The organism is Mesorhizobium norvegicum (genome assembly GCF_004919685.1).
GTDB lineage: Bacteria > Pseudomonadota > Alphaproteobacteria > Rhizobiales > Rhizobiaceae > Mesorhizobium > Mesorhizobium norvegicum.
Genome location: NZ_SMYZ01000010.1, coordinates 11,912 through 27,817 on the forward strand (window position 1 = coordinate 11,912; position 15,906 = coordinate 27,817).

General features: G+C 60.3%; 21 protein-coding genes and 2 pseudogenes. 11 read left to right on the forward strand and 12 right to left on the reverse strand.

The window, feature by feature from the left end:
* Positions 1–23: 23 nt before the first annotated feature.
* On the reverse strand, positions 24–668 hold the full coding sequence (locus FCU66_RS04310; RefSeq protein WP_136618878.1) for a hypothetical protein: 645 nt from the start codon (positions 666–668) through the stop codon (positions 24–26).
* Positions 669–786: 118 nt separating this feature from the next.
* Between FCU66_RS04310 and FCU66_RS04315 the strand changes: the two genes are divergently transcribed.
* Both FCU66_RS04315 and FCU66_RS04320 read left to right on the forward strand, forming a co-directional pair.
* Positions 787–1,038, forward strand: a complete 252-nt coding sequence (locus FCU66_RS04315; protein ID WP_136618894.1) for a helix-turn-helix domain-containing protein — start codon at positions 787–789, stop codon at positions 1,036–1,038.
* 204 nt (positions 1,039–1,242) lie between these two features.
* Positions 1,243–1,353: pseudogene (locus FCU66_RS04320) on the forward strand (NADH-quinone oxidoreductase subunit D-related protein); the annotation flags it as partial.
* Positions 1,354–1,927: 574 nt separating this feature from the next.
* Here the strand turns inward: FCU66_RS04320 and FCU66_RS04330 are convergent.
* Together FCU66_RS04330 and dgt are read right to left on the reverse strand one after the other, a co-directional pair.
* Positions 1,928–2,389 (reverse strand): phasin, encoded by a 462-nt coding sequence (locus FCU66_RS04330; protein ID WP_136618879.1) that lies wholly within the window; start codon positions 2,387–2,389, stop codon positions 1,928–1,930.
* 582 nt (positions 2,390–2,971) lie between these two features.
* Positions 2,972–4,060 (reverse strand): dGTP triphosphohydrolase, encoded by a 1,089-nt coding sequence (gene dgt / locus FCU66_RS04335; protein ID WP_206077135.1) that lies wholly within the window; start codon positions 4,058–4,060, stop codon positions 2,972–2,974.
* Between dgt and FCU66_RS42745 the strand changes: the two genes are divergently transcribed.
* Complete coding sequence (locus FCU66_RS42745; RefSeq protein ID WP_136618881.1) at positions 3,989–4,240, forward strand: RusA family crossover junction endodeoxyribonuclease; 252 nt, start codon at positions 3,989–3,991, stop codon at positions 4,238–4,240. The genes dgt and FCU66_RS42745 overlap by 72 nt on opposite strands.
* On the opposite strand, the gene FCU66_RS04345 is transcribed toward FCU66_RS42745, so the two are convergent.
* On the reverse strand, positions 4,218–4,820 hold the full coding sequence (locus tag FCU66_RS04345; protein ID WP_136618882.1) for a hypothetical protein: 603 nt from the start codon (positions 4,818–4,820) through the stop codon (positions 4,218–4,220). The two genes, FCU66_RS42745 and FCU66_RS04345, sit on opposite strands and share 23 nt — an antisense overlap.
* Between FCU66_RS04345 and FCU66_RS04350 the strand changes: the two genes are divergently transcribed.
* Together FCU66_RS04350 and FCU66_RS04355 are read left to right on the forward strand one after the other, a co-directional pair.
* Positions 4,805–5,155 carry a hypothetical protein gene (locus FCU66_RS04350; RefSeq protein ID WP_136618883.1) on the forward strand — a complete coding sequence of 117 codons (351 nt, stop codon included), beginning with the start codon at positions 4,805–4,807 and terminating at the stop codon, positions 5,153–5,155. The genes FCU66_RS04345 and FCU66_RS04350 overlap by 16 nt on opposite strands.
* A gap of 222 nt (positions 5,156–5,377) precedes the next feature.
* Positions 5,378–5,563: a hypothetical protein gene (locus FCU66_RS04355; RefSeq protein ID WP_136618884.1), complete on the forward strand. Its 186-nt coding sequence runs from the start codon at positions 5,378–5,380 to the stop codon at positions 5,561–5,563.
* Between the two features lie 32 nt (positions 5,564–5,595).
* On the opposite strand, the gene FCU66_RS04360 is transcribed toward FCU66_RS04355, so the two are convergent.
* Entirely contained in the window at positions 5,596–5,889 is a 294-nt protein-coding gene (locus FCU66_RS04360) for a hypothetical protein (RefSeq protein ID WP_136618885.1), read from the reverse strand.
* Between the two features lie 58 nt (positions 5,890–5,947).
* Between FCU66_RS04360 and FCU66_RS04365 the strand changes: the two genes are divergently transcribed.
* From FCU66_RS04365 to FCU66_RS04375, 3 genes are all read left to right on the forward strand, one after another.
* A complete protein-coding gene (locus tag FCU66_RS04365; RefSeq protein ID WP_136618886.1) occupies positions 5,948–6,175 on the forward strand; it encodes a hypothetical protein in 228 nt (75 codons plus the stop codon).
* 64 nt (positions 6,176–6,239) lie between these two features.
* Positions 6,240–6,767, forward strand: coding sequence for a hypothetical protein (locus tag FCU66_RS04370; RefSeq protein ID WP_136618887.1), 528 nt, complete (start codon positions 6,240–6,242; stop codon positions 6,765–6,767).
* A gap of 11 nt (positions 6,768–6,778) precedes the next feature.
* On the forward strand, positions 6,779–6,997 hold the full coding sequence (locus FCU66_RS04375) for a hypothetical protein (protein ID WP_136618888.1): 219 nt from the start codon (positions 6,779–6,781) through the stop codon (positions 6,995–6,997).
* Positions 6,998–7,147: 150 nt separating this feature from the next.
* Here FCU66_RS04375 and FCU66_RS04380 read toward each other — a convergent pair whose 3' ends face one another.
* The 3 genes from FCU66_RS04380 to FCU66_RS41810 all read right to left on the reverse strand — a co-directional run bounded on the left by FCU66_RS04380 (position 7,148) and on the right by FCU66_RS41810 (position 8,488).
* On the reverse strand, positions 7,148–7,567 hold the full coding sequence (locus FCU66_RS04380) for a hypothetical protein (RefSeq protein ID WP_136618889.1): 420 nt from the start codon (positions 7,565–7,567) through the stop codon (positions 7,148–7,150).
* Positions 7,568–7,719: 152 nt separating this feature from the next.
* The gene (locus FCU66_RS42500; RefSeq protein ID WP_281285499.1) at positions 7,720–7,842 is read right to left on the reverse strand and encodes a hypothetical protein; all 123 of its coding nucleotides are present in this window, start codon (positions 7,840–7,842) and stop codon (positions 7,720–7,722) included.
* 499 nt (positions 7,843–8,341) lie between these two features.
* A complete protein-coding gene (locus FCU66_RS41810) occupies positions 8,342–8,488 on the reverse strand; it encodes a hypothetical protein (protein WP_246093779.1) in 147 nt (48 codons plus the stop codon).
* Positions 8,489–9,521: 1,033 nt separating this feature from the next.
* On the opposite strand from FCU66_RS41810, the gene tnpA reads away from it, so the two are divergent.
* The 3 genes from tnpA (at position 9,522) to tnpC (ending at position 12,399) form a co-directional block, all read left to right on the forward strand.
* On the forward strand, positions 9,522–10,442 hold the full coding sequence (gene tnpA, locus FCU66_RS04390) for an IS66 family insertion sequence element accessory protein TnpA (protein ID WP_136618891.1): 921 nt from the start codon (positions 9,522–9,524) through the stop codon (positions 10,440–10,442).
* Complete coding sequence (gene tnpB, locus FCU66_RS04395) at positions 10,442–10,792, forward strand: IS66 family insertion sequence element accessory protein TnpB (RefSeq protein WP_425462836.1); 351 nt, start codon at positions 10,442–10,444, stop codon at positions 10,790–10,792. The genes tnpA and tnpB overlap by 1 nt, the downstream gene beginning before the upstream one ends.
* Positions 10,793–10,863: 71 nt before the next feature.
* Positions 10,864–12,399, forward strand: a complete 1,536-nt coding sequence (tnpC, locus tag FCU66_RS04400) for an IS66 family transposase (RefSeq protein WP_136621993.1) — start codon at positions 10,864–10,866, stop codon at positions 12,397–12,399.
* Between the two features lie 533 nt (positions 12,400–12,932).
* On the opposite strand, the gene FCU66_RS04410 is transcribed toward tnpC, so the two are convergent.
* The 4 genes and pseudogenes from FCU66_RS04410 to FCU66_RS04420 form a co-directional block, all read right to left on the reverse strand.
* Positions 12,933–13,706 carry a lytic transglycosylase domain-containing protein gene (locus tag FCU66_RS04410; protein ID WP_136621991.1) on the reverse strand — a complete coding sequence of 258 codons (774 nt, stop codon included), beginning with the start codon at positions 13,704–13,706 and terminating at the stop codon, positions 12,933–12,935.
* A 3-nt stretch (positions 13,707–13,709) separates the two neighbouring features.
* Entirely contained in the window at positions 13,710–14,045 is a 336-nt protein-coding gene (locus FCU66_RS41815) for a DUF736 domain-containing protein (RefSeq protein WP_168992173.1), read from the reverse strand.
* Positions 14,046–14,162: 117 nt separating this feature from the next.
* Positions 14,163–15,077, reverse strand: a pseudogene (locus tag FCU66_RS04415) (ArdC family protein); the annotation flags it as partial.
* Between the two features lie 162 nt (positions 15,078–15,239).
* The coding region (locus FCU66_RS04420) for a DNA polymerase domain-containing protein (protein ID WP_342778130.1) at positions 15,240–15,906 on the reverse strand (667 nt) is incomplete at its 5' end.

The window sequence follows — 15,906 nt, forward strand, 5'->3', positions numbered from 1 at the left end:
TTCCGATACCTTAGTGCCGAAGTTCAGCTCGAGACTTTCTGCTCTCTAATCCGAGCTATGTCGTCTAAGGCCGAGCGGATTTGTGGCCACGGGGGTTCACTGTCGTGTAGCGAATACTCCCCTTCCCTAAGCACTGCATCCAGCTTAGCGGCTACACCAGCAAGCGACGTAGCAGGTACTTGGGAAAAGGCTTCCAGCAATTCCCGCGCCTTCTCGGCAGCTTCGCGCTCCGCAAGCAAGCCCGTTGAGTAACCAATCGCTCCATCGGCCGCATCCCAGCGCGCCTGATGGGCTACGATTTCGGCTTCAGCCTGAGCGCGGGCTACTGTGTTCGCCGGACGAACACCCAGCAATTCTTGGAGGGCTCCAAGAGAGTGAACGGTCACGCTCTCGCCGTCGGACAACTTCACTGTAGTGCAAGGGAAACCAACGGTCTCGATAAGTACTTTCTCCAACCGCTGCTGCTCATTGCAAAGCCGTTCAGTCTCCTCCCAAGCCGGCTGCCATCGTCTCCACACCGCCACCGCAGGATCAATGGCGTCATCACCCTCCAAGTCGCTGCGAGCAAACGATGTAGCCTGTGTCGCCGCCATTGCGATTGCTGTTCCCGCAAGCACCTTCCTGCGCGTGACGAAAGGCAAAGTCGTGTTATTGTCGGAATCAGCCATGATCCGAGCTCCCAGAAGCTTAGGCGTGGTCAGGCCGCACCGGTGTTACGAGCACCTGTGCGGCCGTGTGCTGTCATTATTAATGTCACTTTTTGTGACTTTTAGCAAGTTGAATGTCATGAAAAAGGACATACTGCCCCAGCAGATTCGCGCAGCACGAGCATTGATCGATTGGACAAGAGACGACTTGGCAAACGCATCCGGTTTGACAGTTCGGACGCTTGCCAGAATTGAGAGTTCTCAAACTGTCCCTAGACAAACAACGCTTGAAGCGTTGGCCAAGGCACTTGAGGCTGCAGGGATCGAATTCATTTCACAGAATGGAGGGGGACCCGGCGTTCGGCTTGCCCGTCGAGTGGATGGGAAATGACCAGAACCCGGGAGTACGTCTCCCAGATTTCCGCTGCCTGACTGCTGCGGCGCCGTTGACCAGACGTCACGCCAACCTCTTGGGCGTATGACTGCTCCCCATCGACACGAGCAAACACGGTGGTAGCAGCTATCCGGCCTGCGCGCTCACCAAAAACCTTGAGCCTGGCGAGCGCGTGACCGACTACGAAGCCGAGACGTCCGGTGCTATGACCGCTATCTCGTCCGCATGGAGGAAATGCGCCAGTCGGTGCGGATCATGAAGCAATGCCTGGAAAAATTACGGTCGCCGGAAGGCCGGGGCCCGGTCGCACTTCCACGGTACGCACGTCGGCTTGGTCGATCACGTCAAGAGCCGTCGGCCTGGCGTTTAAAAATGGAGCGTCCAGATGAATGCATCTCGCTCCACGAGCCTCACCAGCACCACCGAGTCGGCAAAGCCATTTCGCGGCAGGCGCATGAGCGAGAATTCTATGCGCTGCGGCCCGACCTGCGGGCAGCGAACGATGACGACCAACTTCAAACTGGAACTTCGCCGCTAAGTGCTCGTTCCTCGAGAGTGGAGAACGCAGAGATGGCCAAAAAGAAAACGACCGATACGAGCCGGGTTAAGAAGGGTGCAGAACTTGAAGTTGAGCACCTGACCGAAGTGACAGACGTGACGCCCAAACAGGCGCGGACGCTACTTCGCAAGCACGGCGCGGACTGGCAGAAGCTGAAGGACGAAGCCGAAGATATGAAGGAGGAGGACTGAACCACGGGGGGCATTGCCGATCCCTTGGTTGGGGCGCTGGATTACGTCAAGAATAAGAGGCCAAGTCATAGGTAGTCACGGCTCTCCATTGGGAGAGCCGTGACGCCCCGCCCCGCTCTATCCGCCCAAGAAAAAGCTAGGCGACTTTAAGTTCCTTAACCGCCTTCTCGAAGGCGGACTTGATCGGCTTGGATACGTCCTCGACGGCTTTGGTCGTGACGGCCTGAAGTTCCTTGGCCTGCTCGACGGCACTTTCAACCTGCTTGCGGACGAAGGCGGTCTGCAGTTCAACGAATTCGGAAGGCGACTTCACGGCAATTAGGGCTTCGAAATGCGAGAAGGCGGCTTCAGTATTGGCGCGCAGAACGGCAATTGTCTTCAGCGACAAGTTGCTGGAAGCGGCTTTGGCGGATGCGAAGCTCGTCTCAAGAGCCTTCTGGGTCATCTCCGAATCTGCCTTGAATTTGGCGAGAACTTCTTTCGACTGCTCGACGCCCTTTTCCGTGAAAGCACTGACCTGCTCAATGGCCTTGGATGCATCAAAAGCGGGGTACGCGTTGTCGATAAATTCAGCGGTCTTTTCAGTGGTCTTGGACATCGTTCCATCCTTCGTTTGGGGGGCGACTTTTAAGAAGCCTTCGCATTGTATTAGCATTACCTAACGGAAGTTTGTGTGCAATGCAACATCTTTGTTGCGCTGCACCATGATTTTGACCGCCCGTCCCGCGCATTGCGGAAACGGACTGCCCGGCCTGGCCTGTTCACACCATCCTGGCGGATGGTTTCATGGGAAAATCCAATGTCCTTCAAACAGCTTGATCGCCTCGCGCTCGAGGCCGGTGTCGCCGCTAACGACAATCACAGAAAGCCCGAGAGCGAGATTGAATGGTCGCCTCGAAACTTACCAACACCAAACGGAACGGCCGTCAGCCGACCCGGAGATGGCCCTTCCGGAAGTCGGCGATCGACGCGGTACGTCGCAAAAAGCGGCGCATTGCCGCCAGGCAGCATTTGGGCCGGAACCGGAACGGCAGGTTACTGCTCGGAACCTCCTTATGCAGACCGGGCGACACGAGCTGATTGAACGCCAGAGGTAATGACCAAGGATTGTTGCACACTTCGTGAATACTATAAATTGCTCGGCGGCGTATTCCTACGTAACAACACAACGGCACATCGCTCATAGTCTATCGAATACGGAGCCCGTCCTAGGGCTGAATAGTCGGTCATAGGTCCTCAGCAAATACCCATCCGTCATGCCGGCGACATAGTCGCAGATGTGGCGCAAGGGATCGGAAGCCTCCTCATATCGTTCAAACACGTCGGCTGGCAGAAATTTCGCCGGATCTGAACGCATCACCTCAAAGACAGCGATGACCATCATCTGGCCTTTGAACTCGAGGTGTTGAACGCTCGGGCTGTAGATAACCTCCTCCCGTACGAGGTCCTTGATCGCCACCACAAATGCCATCACCGGCGCCGGCAGGACGGCCTGATACTTTATCCGCGGTTCGTCGAACTCCGCTTTCTCATGAATATCGACGGAAGGGATCACCATATTCAGAACGCGATTGATCTGATGTTTCCTCTCGTTCCCGTCGCCAAAGAGCCGGTCAGCAAACCCTGCATAGACGTCATTGCCGTATTGGCCCGGGTACTCCGAATTTAGGTAGTCCAATAGCGCGGCGCACTGCTGAGGCCTTACGTGCTTCTCGAAATTCGCCCGCGAAATAAGGTGCATCGCCAGTACATCTTCGAGATCGTGAATACCGAAGCTGATGTCGTCTGCCAGATCCATGAGACTGCAAGCGAACGATTTATGCCGAGCTTCATGATGCTTACCCGGCACCTCGTTGAACGCTTGAAACTCATCTCGATCGGATGGCGCGAGTGGCTCGAGAAGCCAGTCGGCAACGCCCTGTTCGCAATCGAGGTAGCATTTCGGTGGTTTCGACGCCTTTCGATCGAGGATTGGCGTACCACTAGTATTTTCCAGGAGCTTCGGCCTCTTGCTTGTGTTTGCAGCTTGTTTGTACGCCACAGGGTATTTGAGCACGCCGAGCATCGTTTCGCGCGTCAGGTTCGAGCCAGCCGCTTTCGACATCTTCTCAAGCTTCGAGAGGATGCGAAGCGTTTGCCCGTTACCCTCAAAGCCGCCGGCATCGCGCATGCAGTAGTTTAGCGCGACCTCGCCGCCATGACCGAACGGCGGGTGAGCGTTGTGATTGAGTGTGTGGAACTGCCACCCAAGAGCGACAGCAAAAAACAACGACGCGCCCGACTAGAAGGTGGGTGGCCGCGTGGGGATGTCGATAATCTCGCCAAGTCGGTTCTCGACGCCATAACGGCTGCCGGAGGCTGGGGTGACGATGCGCAGGTGGTAAGGCTGACCGTGGCCAAATGCTACGGCGATGCCGACCGAATGGTTATGCGGGTGGCGGCTCTTTAGCTCGGGCGAAGCCTGAAACCACCCAAGCCCCAACAAACCAGATCAGTAGCAGCGCTATTGGCGCAGCGACGGCAAACAAAAAACCTTGGAAGGCAGTTTGCCAAGGATGGCTGTAATCAGTGATGAAATTGGCTGCAAGAATTTGGTCATCCGTCTTGGATGCCTCTTCCGGGTGCGCCCTTCTGTATCCAGCAAGTGAGTATTGGCACCAGGCGCCGTCTACCCCCGTAGTTTCTTTTGCAGCGTCATCGAACGCCTTGCCGGATCGGTTGAAGTCAACATTTTCCTGGCCTTTGGCCTCATTGCAAAACGTGCCGATGACGAACCCTTCCCGCTTCATTCGCTGAAAGGCATCCGCTTCGGCAATTTGTCGTTGAACGCCCCAATAGCTGACACTCCCAACAAAAATGAGCCAGCAGATGCTGGCCACAATCCACACTCGAAATAAGCCGCGCTTCAAATTCATCTGGTCCCCCTGGGCACGGCATACCACAAGGGCCGCCGCCTCGCCTGCATCGAAATTGACCTGCTGGAAGGCCAAGGCCTCGAAGGGGAGGAAGGCCGATGAGCCATTGGCCATTCCTCACCGCCCTGCTCTTCAACATGTGGGGCAAGCGCCCCGCGCCGAAGCCGCCGACCAAACATCAGAACTGCCGCAAGACGAAGGCCATCTGGCTGTTGGTCCGGCAAGGTCACATCACGTTGCGCGAGATTGCGAACATAGGCGATAACTCGCCCGGCAAGACCGTCATGCGGATGCGTCAGGACGGCGTGCTGTTCGCCGACGCACTCGACCCCAAGGGATTCCGCATGGCACCCAACGCCAGCGGCCAAAGTGAGCACAAGGTCTATCTGTGGACCAACAAGCTTCCTGCCGGGCTGGAGCGCCGCAAGACGCAGCGGGGTCAGAAATAATTTGAGGCTTGCAGTTGACGCGCCTTGTCTAGACAGGGCTCGGCGCCTATATGGCCCTCACTAAGTGCTGACGCAGTGTCCTGCAGCGCGTCACGCTCAACTGAGCGACATCATTCCTCGATCGTACGCATGCAGGATGCGCCCCCGTCGAGAGCTTTCACCTTACCCGGTGAGACTCTCTGCGTGCGCGCCGAGAGCTCCTCACCGACATCAGGAGCTGTCATGGTTTTTAACAATTTCTACGGTGTTCTTGGCTTGCTGGCAGTCTGGTCGACTTTGACCATGGCGTTCGGTCTTTTCGCGCCCGAGCACATGCAGCCTGCACGGATGGACATCATCCTCAGCCTTGCCGAGAACGTCTTCGTCGGCGCGCTCTTCGCGCTCCTAGCGCTCTGGTTTTCGCGCTAGGGCGAAGGCAGGGGCAACCGCAATCGGTTGCCCTAAGCCTTCCCCTGCTTGGCCTTGATGACGCGTCGCTTCAGTGCGGCGCGTTCTTTTGCCGGGAGCGTCTTAGCCAACTCCCAGAGCTGAGCCTCCTGTTGATTGCGCAGTTTCTTCAGGTTGGCTGGGCGTTTGGGGTCGATGTCGACCTGCCCGGAGAAGTAAGCCGATCGCCTGTCTGCCTTCGCGTCTGGTACGCTAAACTTTGTCTCGTTGGCGCTCGGCCCCCGGCGCCATTCCTGGCCGATCGCGTCGGGCTCATCCGCCTTCTCCCAATCCAACTTCTTGCCCATTTCCCGTCCCTCATCGGCAAGGATTCACAAGTCAGGCTCGATCCTTTATCACAAATGGATGACCCGCGATGAAGCTAAAGCCGCCCCGCTCCGCCAGATCGAAGGCATGCCGCCCGAGATGCTGGAGACGGCGCGCAAGTTCACCGACCTCATGGACGACTGCGACCGTGACCCGGAATATGACGATGCGGATTACGTGCAGACAACGAATACGATAATCGCCGCGCTCAAGTTCGTAGAATTTTGTGCGACTGGCGTGCGGCCGAAGACCAGCACCGTGCAGTGACATCGCCCTAGTGTAGAGTATAAGGGGACGCACGGCCGTGTACCGGCCAAGTTCCGGGGGGATCATGAAAAGAGCACTCATCGGCCTGCTGTTGCTGGCAACTCCAGCAATGGCACTGGAAAAGGACGCACAAACGGACCTGAACACGTTGGCCCGCTTGAAAGTCTACCGGGAGCAATGCCCGAATGCCGCAGTGACCGACAAGTTCTACACCCAGCTCCGGGCCGAGCTGATCGACATCACAAAGATGTCGGAAAAAGAAGTCGACCAGATGATCTCAGGCGGCGCTTTGCTGGTATCGGCTGCGGCAACTGGTGACGCCGAACACAATAAGTTCTGCGCCGACATGAAGCAGGTTATGGACCAGGTCCTGCCGAAATTCGAAGCCCGCGGATCTGATGGTTCAAGGCGCCTGGGCAATGGTATTGAGATTGCGATTGTCGCGGCAATCGGCGCCATACTCGGCACTGCGGTGGGATTTGCAGGGCGGCTGGTGACCGGGAAGAACCTAAACGCGCTTCGCTGGTGGATACCGGCTTGGGCAGTCGTTGCGGTCGGCCTCTCCAGAGTGCTTCTGCACGGGACGCACTGAAAGGCTAGGCCATGTTTCTCGCAAGCAGACTGTTCCTCGTCTACCTCATACCCATGGGCATAGGGGCCATCGTGTATTTCGGCACGTCAGCTTTCTTCCCTAATGACGGGACTGGCGGAGGCGGCAGTTTGTCGGCTACCGGACAAATTATCGCCACGGTCGGCTTATTTATCGCGATCGGCGTGGTATTCTTCTTCCACTTTAAGACGCGGCACTGGCCCTTGATCTAGCCCTTGTCAGCGGATTGCGGCCTGCAATCCTGCCTCGTGGCGAACAGCGGGTGTCTAGCCGCAAGCTCGTTCGCGGGGAACCGGCTGCAACGAAGTGAAGCTGGGCGGAAGGCAGCTTGCGGTGCGGAGGGCGGAGCCCTCAGCTTTTCCTTATTCCTTTGCCGTCTTCTTCTTCTCGGCAGCAGCTTTCGCCAAAGCCGCGCTCATCTTGTCGTATCCGGGGGGCAGTAGCTCACCAATCGTTTTATGGGTAACCAAAGGCCGCACCGGCTTGGGACTGGCTTTGAAGGCGGTCGCGCCAATAGCCTTTGCTACCGCTCTCACATCCTGCTCGACAGCGAACATGAATGTGTAAAACGTCCCTCCACCAGCCTTCTTCGGTATTGTCTGTGTCGTAAACGTCCAGTCGCCGGTTGCTGCCGCCTTGACCGTCTTTGTAAGGACATTCCGAACTGTTTCCGGCTTTTTTCCCTGCGCGTCGAAGGCTCGCACCTTGAGCCGCGAGAGCAAGCTCAGTCCGTGGCCCAGCTTATGCTGGTCAATAAAGTCATTCCATTCCATTTTCGGCATTTGGCCCTCCCCTTCGGAACATAACTAGGGCTTCGTCGGGGCTGGTGGCAAGTTTATTAGTGTTCGTGGAAGCGGTTTCCGGCCGTCCCGTTCATCCACGGCGGCTGCTCATCAAAAAGCAGCCCGAAGGCTGCTGCTCGATCTTCAATGGACTATGCGTGGGCGTTCGACTTCGAGTCCAGGAAGTGCTCGGCATCCGGGTTGGCCTTGGCCTGGTTGTAACCCATGTTGGCCACGCCGAAGATTAGGGAGCCGACGATTGCAATAAAAACCATAGTATTATCTTTCGATTGATTAAGTGGTTTTAGCGTCTCGCTATTCCTTATTGGTGTCAAACGTGGTTGTTGGCGGATGCATGCTTATGCCGTAGGGTATAAGGGTGACTAATCCTGTACGCCGCGACCCATAACTCTTGCCGACCTTCCTCAAGGCTGGCGCGATTTGATGCACGATCTCTATTCCATCGGCGCTAGCGATGCTGAGGTAAAGGTCGCCCTCGCCATGCCACCCTCACGCCGTCGAACAACTAGTTTTTTAAATCTAAGCATGCCGACAAATTCGGTGATCGCGAAACAGCTCGAAGCAGACCTGCCGGTTGCGCTCGACTCGGCAAAATTTCGCGCACGACGGTCATAGTGTGAAAGTCCCATTTCACACTCTCGGTCAATTCGAAGGAATTGTGACGTCTGCTTTTAGGAACCTGCATAACTGTCCGAAATGACCGACATGAGGCGCATACCAGACCGTCAGCTGACCGTCCGCGTGCCGGTCGTATCATCCCTTCCACATGGTCGATCGGAGAACAGCCTGCATATGCTCTGCGAGGTCGAGTTCGCCGCGCGCCTCAATCTCTAAAAGATATCCGGCCTTGGCCAGGCGATCCCCTTCCCCAACCGCAGCATAGCTGCAGATGGCGAGCAATGCCCTCTCCTCCTCCCGGCTGGCTCCGTCGGATCCGCTTCTACCACGGCCTATTTCGTGCAAGGCTTCGCCGAAGGACGCGTATGCTGCCTTGTGCACGTCAATCAGCGTTCGCAGTTTATTGGTCGGTTCTGGGTCTTGGCCCGGCGGCTCTGTGCCGAGTGCAGCTGCCGCAACCGTCGAGGCGACGACTGCGCTGCCAGAGTGGACGAGCAAGGCGCGGCGGTTGATCCTGGACGTAGCGAACTCTCCATTTGCTTCGAAGGCGATCGAAACGGTGACCTAACCCCATCAGACCGTAACACGCCGGCTTGCGCATTCGTGTCAGTATGGAAGGTCCGATGTCAGCTGAGTCGGCTGGGCGATGCGCCCGCATCTCCGACAGGATGCCGCGCCCCACAGGCCGCGATGGAAGTTTGGATCGGCGGCAGGCTTGTCACGGCAGAGGTGCTTCCCTCGAGGCCGTGAAGCCATGCGTTCGCAGTGCAGCGGGGAGCGCCAGTCGACAAGCCTGCGCTCGGCCGCCATCCTACGGCCGACGCTGGCGATATCGGCTGTGACCGAGCCGCGACGACAACCATCCGCGCCGACCGCCGATCGCGAGGTACCGCAAGCCAGGTCGACGAGATTTTGACGTTGAGAATCCACCAGGTCACCTGCCTGCCGACCAGAGGTCACCGAAGGACCCGCGTCCCTTCCGGGAACTGCTTTTTCTGTCGAGCGTCTCGCTGCCGTCTCAGACTACGCCCCCCTTCCCGGCCCCACCCTCCACAAGCGCCGACCGAGGCGCCTCACATCGCACTAAGCTACTGACGAAGAATGAAAATCGACGATCTTGGGAGGTGCAGGGAAAGCCCGCACCTCGCGAAAATTAGGAATAACCCATTGAAACAACACAACCGATCGACGCCACACATCGCGGCCTTTTATCTCGCCATCTTCCGGTCATTCGTAAGCGTCCGGTCCCGACACGTCCTTCCGGTAGTGCAATTTCGCAGCATGTGCGGTTCCTTCGTACATTGGAGGGTCTCTGATGGCATCTCGTCGTTCTTGGGAAAAGGCACGCAGTCCGTACTGGTCGATGCACGTCGAAGCCTGGCGCCAAAGCGGGCTGAATCGGACGGAATATTGTCGCCACCATGGTTTGCCGAAGAGCACGTTCGACAAATGGATGAAGCATCTCATCAGCAAGGAAGATGCCCGCAAGCATGCGGAATATCAGGCACAATTGCGTCGTCAGGAACGCCGTGAGGAGCGTGAAAAGCGGCTGAAGAAGCGTGCCCGACTGCGCTATGCGGTGAGCACGGACATGCGCTCGCGCGCCGTCCAGGCGTTCTGGGCGATGCATGTCGAGGCGATGAACTGGAGTGGAATGGGCGTGCGTGAGTACGCGGCAGCGCTCCATCTGTCGCCCTATTCGCTGCTCAGATGGCGCGGTCGTCTCGAGGACGGTGAGGTGGAAATCGACTGGCGCGCGCATCTTCATCCGAGTGCCCGCCCGCAAACAAGCACTAGTGCTAGCAGCGCTGCTAAGGAAGTGCCGGTGAAAAGCGGCTTGACAGACACACCGGATGCCGATCCGCAGCGCGACGGACGCACCAACCGGCGGAGCTTCACGGACGAGGAAAAGCTCGCCATCGTGATGGAAACGGAGCAGCCCGGCGTCAGTGTAGCGGAGGTGTGCCGCCGCCACGGCATCGTGACTAGCATGCTATTCCGCTGGCGCGTCCAGTTCGGCTTCGCGCAGAAGAGGCGTGTAAACCTGGCGGCGGTCGCGATGCCGGCAAGCGGCGCTGGAGCTTCGCCGGTCCCCGTGGTTCTGCATGATCTTTTGCAGCCGCCTGACGGAATGACGGCTGTGGAATTGCCGGATGGCCGACGTGTCTTCGCCCCAGCAGGCAGCGATCCGGGCGTGGTTCGCCGGCATGTTCTGGACCGGGAGGCCGCATCATGATGATCGTCCCGGCCGGCGTGAAGGTGCATCTGGCGCTGGGCTATACCGATATGAGGAAGGGCCTGGACGGGCTCGCGATGCTGGTCCAGGAGACGCTGAAGAAAGACCCGTTCTCGGGGCATCTGTTCGCTTTCCGAGGGAAGAAGGCGCAGATGATCAAGATCCTGTTCTGGGACGGGAACGGGCTGTGCCTGTTCACCAAACGGCTTGATCAGGGTGGGTTCGTGTGGCCGCGGATGGCGGGGATCGAAGGCGCTATCACCTTGTCTCCAGCGCAGCTCGCCATGCTGATCGAGGGCATCGATTGGCGCGTTCCCGAGCGTGTCTGGCGACCGGCGATCGCCGGCTGAAAAAGCGCCGAGATTCAAGCAGTTCAAGGCCGTAATGCTTGGGAAACAAGTGTTTTGAAGTAGAATCGAGCATGCGGCTCGACCTTGCTGATTTGCCCTCCGACGTAGACCTCCTGCACCGTCTCGTGCGCGAAATGGCGAGCGTCGTCGAGAGCCGCGACGGGGAGATCGAGCGTCTTCAGTTGATCATCAAGAAGCTGCAGCGGGCGCAGTTCGGCCGGCACTCCGAGCGCCTCGATCCCGATCAACTGGCGCTCGCGCTGGAAGACCTCGACGGTGATATCGCCCGCATCCGGGAGAGCCGTCCCAGTGTCGAAAAACAGCCGTCCGAGCGGCCATCCCATCGCAGGCCGCTGCCCGATCATCTGCCGCGCGAGGACGTTCTGCTCGACATCGGCGACGCAGCTTGCCTGTGCTGCGGCGGCGCGCTCCATGCGATCGGCGAGAGCGTAAGCGAGATGCTCGACTGGGTTCCGGCACAGCTTCGCGTGATCCGCATCATCCGTCCGAAATACGCTTGCCGTGTCTGCGAGACGGTGGCGCAAGCGCCGGCCCCGGAGCGGCTGATCGCCGGCGGCCTGGCAACGCCGGCGCTGCTGGCGCATGTGCTGGTCTCCAAATATTGCGACCACACGCCGCTTTACCGGCAGTCGCAGATCTTTGCCCGGCACGGCGTCGATCTGGCGCGCTCGACACTCGCCGGCTGGGTCGGCGGCGCCTGCTGGTGGCTCGACGCCCTGCATGAGCGGCTGGCCAGAAACGTGTTCGCCTCCGATCATCTGTTCGCCGACGACACACCGGTTCCGGTGCTCGATCCCGGTCTCGGGCGCACCAAGACGGGGCGGTTGTGGGTCTATGCGCGCGAGCAGCGGCCATGGGCCGGACCCGAGCCGCCGGCGGCGGTCTACCTGTTCGCGCCGGACCGAAAGGCCGAGCGCCCGGTATCGCACCTTCAGCACTTCAAAGGCGTGCTGCATGTCGATGGCTACGCCGGCTTCGAACAGCTCACGGCCAAGGGCGACATCGTTCTCGCCGCCTGCTGGGCGCACACGAGGCGCAAGTTCTATGACGTCGCGGAGGCCACTGGATCGCCCCTGGCGGCCGAGGCGCTGCGCCGGATCGGCGAGGTTTATACCATCGAAGCGGAGGTGCGCGGCCAGTCGCCGCCTCATCGGCTCGCGGCGCGGCGGCAGCGATCGAAGCCCGTCGTGGTCGCCTTCCACGCCTGGCTGGAAGCACAGCTCCCGCACATCCCTGGCCGCAGCACGCTGGCCGAGGCGATCCGCTACGCGCTGTCGCGTTGGGACGGACTGACCCGCTTCTTGCACGACGGTCGCATTGAACTCGACACCAATCCGGTCGAGCGAGCTATCCGTCCCGTCGCGCTGGGCCGCAAGAACCATCTGTTCGCCGGAAGCGATGGCGGCGGCGACCGCTGGGCGATTGTCTGCTCGCTGAGCGAGACCGCCAAGCTCAACGGCGTCGAGCCTTATGCTTACCTCGCCGACGTGCTCACCCGCATGGTCGACGGACATTCCATCAACAGACTCGACGAACTGCTGCCGTGGAACTGGAGATCCGCAGGGGTCGCCGCGGCCACCGCCTGAGCAAAACCAGACTCTCGCCAAACGGCGAAGATTGGACAGAGCGTAATGGCAATAGTCGTCTGTTGTAAGGACACTGCCTGATGGTCCATGATCGCAATGTAACAGGGATAAAGATGTGACGCGGTCTTCCCGAAACGGAGTAGATGCCAGGCTACTTCCCGAAGCCATTGCCGCGCTTCGTGAGCTGGTCTCACGCGCGCGGGGAGTCGACGATCGGTCGTTCGACGATGGCCATTCGGTTGATACATGGCGGAGCGATGAACTCAGTGCTGCCATAGAGCGTGCCGAAGCAGTGATCGCCAAGGCGGACGCTGAGGCGGCTATAGCCGGGGCCCCTGCTAAGTAGGAGGCCGCCGGGTCGGCGCATCGGCGCCGTGCCCTTGGTCCGATACCGCCAAGCTCGTCGGGAATCCTGTCAAGACCTGACGTCATGTGCAGACCCCGGACGCATACGGTCATTCTGCCCACCCTCCGCCTCCATCCACGCCACGGTGCGCTGGAGCTTGCGGTTGCGCGAAAACGCCCATACGCGCTCATGGCTGGATCCCTTCGCCCGCTCGCGCCACGAAGAGGCCTTCGGACAGCGGCACGATGGCGGAGACATCGCGCACGGTGGGTGCAGAGCTAGCGTCATTTTGCGGGCGCTCGGTCGGCACGAGAGCGACAGCTTGTAAGCGATCCGGCTGACCTACGAAGAGCGAGCCGTGCTTCCAGGGAATGGCCTCGACAGACGTGACTGCGAAAGGGCGCATACCCTCGCTTTCACCGATCAGGGGGGCAAGTGCAGCGACATAGGCGCGGGTCTCGGCCGGTAACGGACGGCCACTGAGGTAGGCTTCGTAGCGTGCAGGTCCCGCGTTGTAGGCGGCCAGAAAGCCCGGCGAGCCATAGCGATCGTGCAGTTCGCGCAGATACGCCGTTCCTGCCAGGATGTTGTCCCGGGGATCGAAAGGATCGCGGCCAAGCGACCAGTGGGCGCGCAGATAATCCCATGTACCGGGCATGATCTGCATCAAGCCGCGGGCGCCGGCGCTGGAGACGGCGCGCACATCGCCCGCGCTCTCCTTGCGCATGATGGCGCGGATCAACGCGGTCGGAACGCCGAAGCGGTGCGAGGCTTCGTTGATGTGCGCGCCGAACGGATCGCGCTGCGACGATCGCACGATGGCCAAGTCCTGCGCCACTGTCGCCGCCGGCATGACGGTCGCGACGGACAGGCCGCAAAGGAGGAGCAGAGCCATGCGCCGGGCAGCGCGAAGCGGCCCGGGCGCACCGCGATGGCTCGTCGACGGACGGCGAGCGCGCATCGTTCAATCCTTCTCGCCGCGGTCGCGCGGTCGCGCCCAGTGCAGCGACCAGGATGTCTTGTCGACGCCATTGCGAAAGAGGCTCGCGCGTATCGGCTGCGCGAAGGTCGGGTCGTCGAGCTGGATCGAGACATAGTCTCCGGCCTTTTCGCTGGAGCGTTTCCAGCCGGCACCAATCTCGGGGCCGTCCTCGCTTCCGGCGTGAACGCGGTAGTCAGGCGCATTCTCCGTTTCGCTCGCCTCTGCCGCCACAATGGCGATATCCAGGTTGAGGCTGAGCGTGTGGATGCGCCCGCTATAGCCAGTCTTCTGGCGCGTGAATTCCCCGATCTGTTGCATGTCGGCTCCTGTTTTCAGTGGTGCGGTGATGATGGCTGGCGGCACGACGCGCGCCGCCGGTCGCGCGCTCACCGCGTCGATCTCGGTCTCATCGACGTCGGCCAGGCCTGCCCTGGCTGCACCGTCAGGTTGCGGCAGGAAGGCGAGCAGCCAGTCGGCCGCCTTGCTGGCCTGGGAGGCGGCACGCACGATGGCGCGGTTGTCTTCGCGCAGGACCTCGAGCCAGGAGGCCAGGTAGTCGGCGTGGCGCACGGTCGGCACGATGCCAAGCGAGGCGCAGCAGAAGGCCGCATTCATCTTGGCAACCAGTTCCTCGAAAGCATATCTCTTGGTGCCGAAGGCGCCGCCGAGATCACGGCCGACGCGGGAGGCATGGCCGGTTGCATGCCCAAGCTCGTGCAGGGCGGTGCGGTGCCAGTCGATGGTCTCGAAATAGGCCTGCGGAGGAGGCACCCGCGCGTAGTCCTGCGCCGGCACGTAATAGGCGCTATTGCCACCGATGCGGAAATCGATACCTGTCGCCTTGATTAACGCGTCGACGGCCGGCTCGATCAGTCGGGGCTCTGGTGCAGGCGGAGCCGCGGCCAGATCGTCAGGCAGATTTTCACATTGCGCCACGTTGAACACGATGAAGCGCTTCAGGAACGGTATGGCCTGTGCCGCCTCGCCGGTTTCCCGCGCGCGATTCTTCTCGTCGTCAGGGATGAAGCGGTCAGCATAGACGACGGTGGTGCCGTGTTCGCCCTTGCGGACATGGCCGCCCAGCAATAGCGCCTGGCGGAAAGTCAGCCAGCCCTGGATGGGAAAGCCATGCTCGACGACCGCACCCCACAGGATCAGCACGTTGATCCCGGAATAGGCGCGGCCTGTCGCGGCATTGGCCGGCATAGCAAGGGGCGCTTGCGCCGCCGCCGTGCCCCAGGGCTGCACCCAGGGAAAGCGGCCTGCTTCCAGTTCGGCGATGATCTTGTTGGTGATATCGTCATAGAGGCTTGACCGGTCGGCGCCGGCGCGAGCGTAATGTCTGGACATCGCGGTTCTCCGCGACGGGCGCCGGAGGCCTCTCCTCCAGCTCTCAACCCGTCACGGCAAACCGGTCCGTACTCTCACTCTAGACGGCGTTGCGGGGGCCTCCCGCAGAAGGGGGACGCTCTCGAATTTTGGGCAAAGGCGGTCCGCGCCAAATGCTTATTCCTACCGGACTGCGTGGCGGATGCGCTCGGTAAGCGTTTGTTCGACTTCGAAATAACCTTCCCAGGCTTCGGGCAGCTGAGCCCGCGCGGCGGCGGCGAAAACATCGAAACCGTTGGCGCTTTCGCAGGTGGGCAACTCCTCCCAGCTGACGGGCACCGCGCACGACGCCCCCGCACGTGCCCGAGTCGACCAGGGACAGATTGCAGTGGAGCCCTGGCCGTTGCGCAGGTAATCGATAAACATTCGGCCCTTGCGCTTCGCCTTGCTCATGTTGGCGACGAAGCGCGACGGATCTGTACGGGCCAGTAGTTCGGCGAAGTCTTGGCAGAAGCTCTTGACCTCGTCCCAGTCTGCCGCCGGGACGAGCGGCACGACCACATGAACGCCCTTGCCGCCGGACAGCAACGGCCACGACTGCAGTCCAAGCGCTTCCAGAATGCCCCGAATGTCGAGGGCTGCCTGCTTGACGGCAGTGAAGCCCAAGCCCTCGCCGGGGTCGATGTCGAAGATCATGCGGTGCGGCAGATCCGGCTGCTGGCGACGGCTTCCCCAAATGTGGAATTCGAGCACGTTCATCTGGACGCCTGCGATCAGCCCCGCCAGGTCGCCGACCCACAAGATGCGGCTTTCCTTACCGGACATCTTCTCCAACTGGCCGTCATGAATG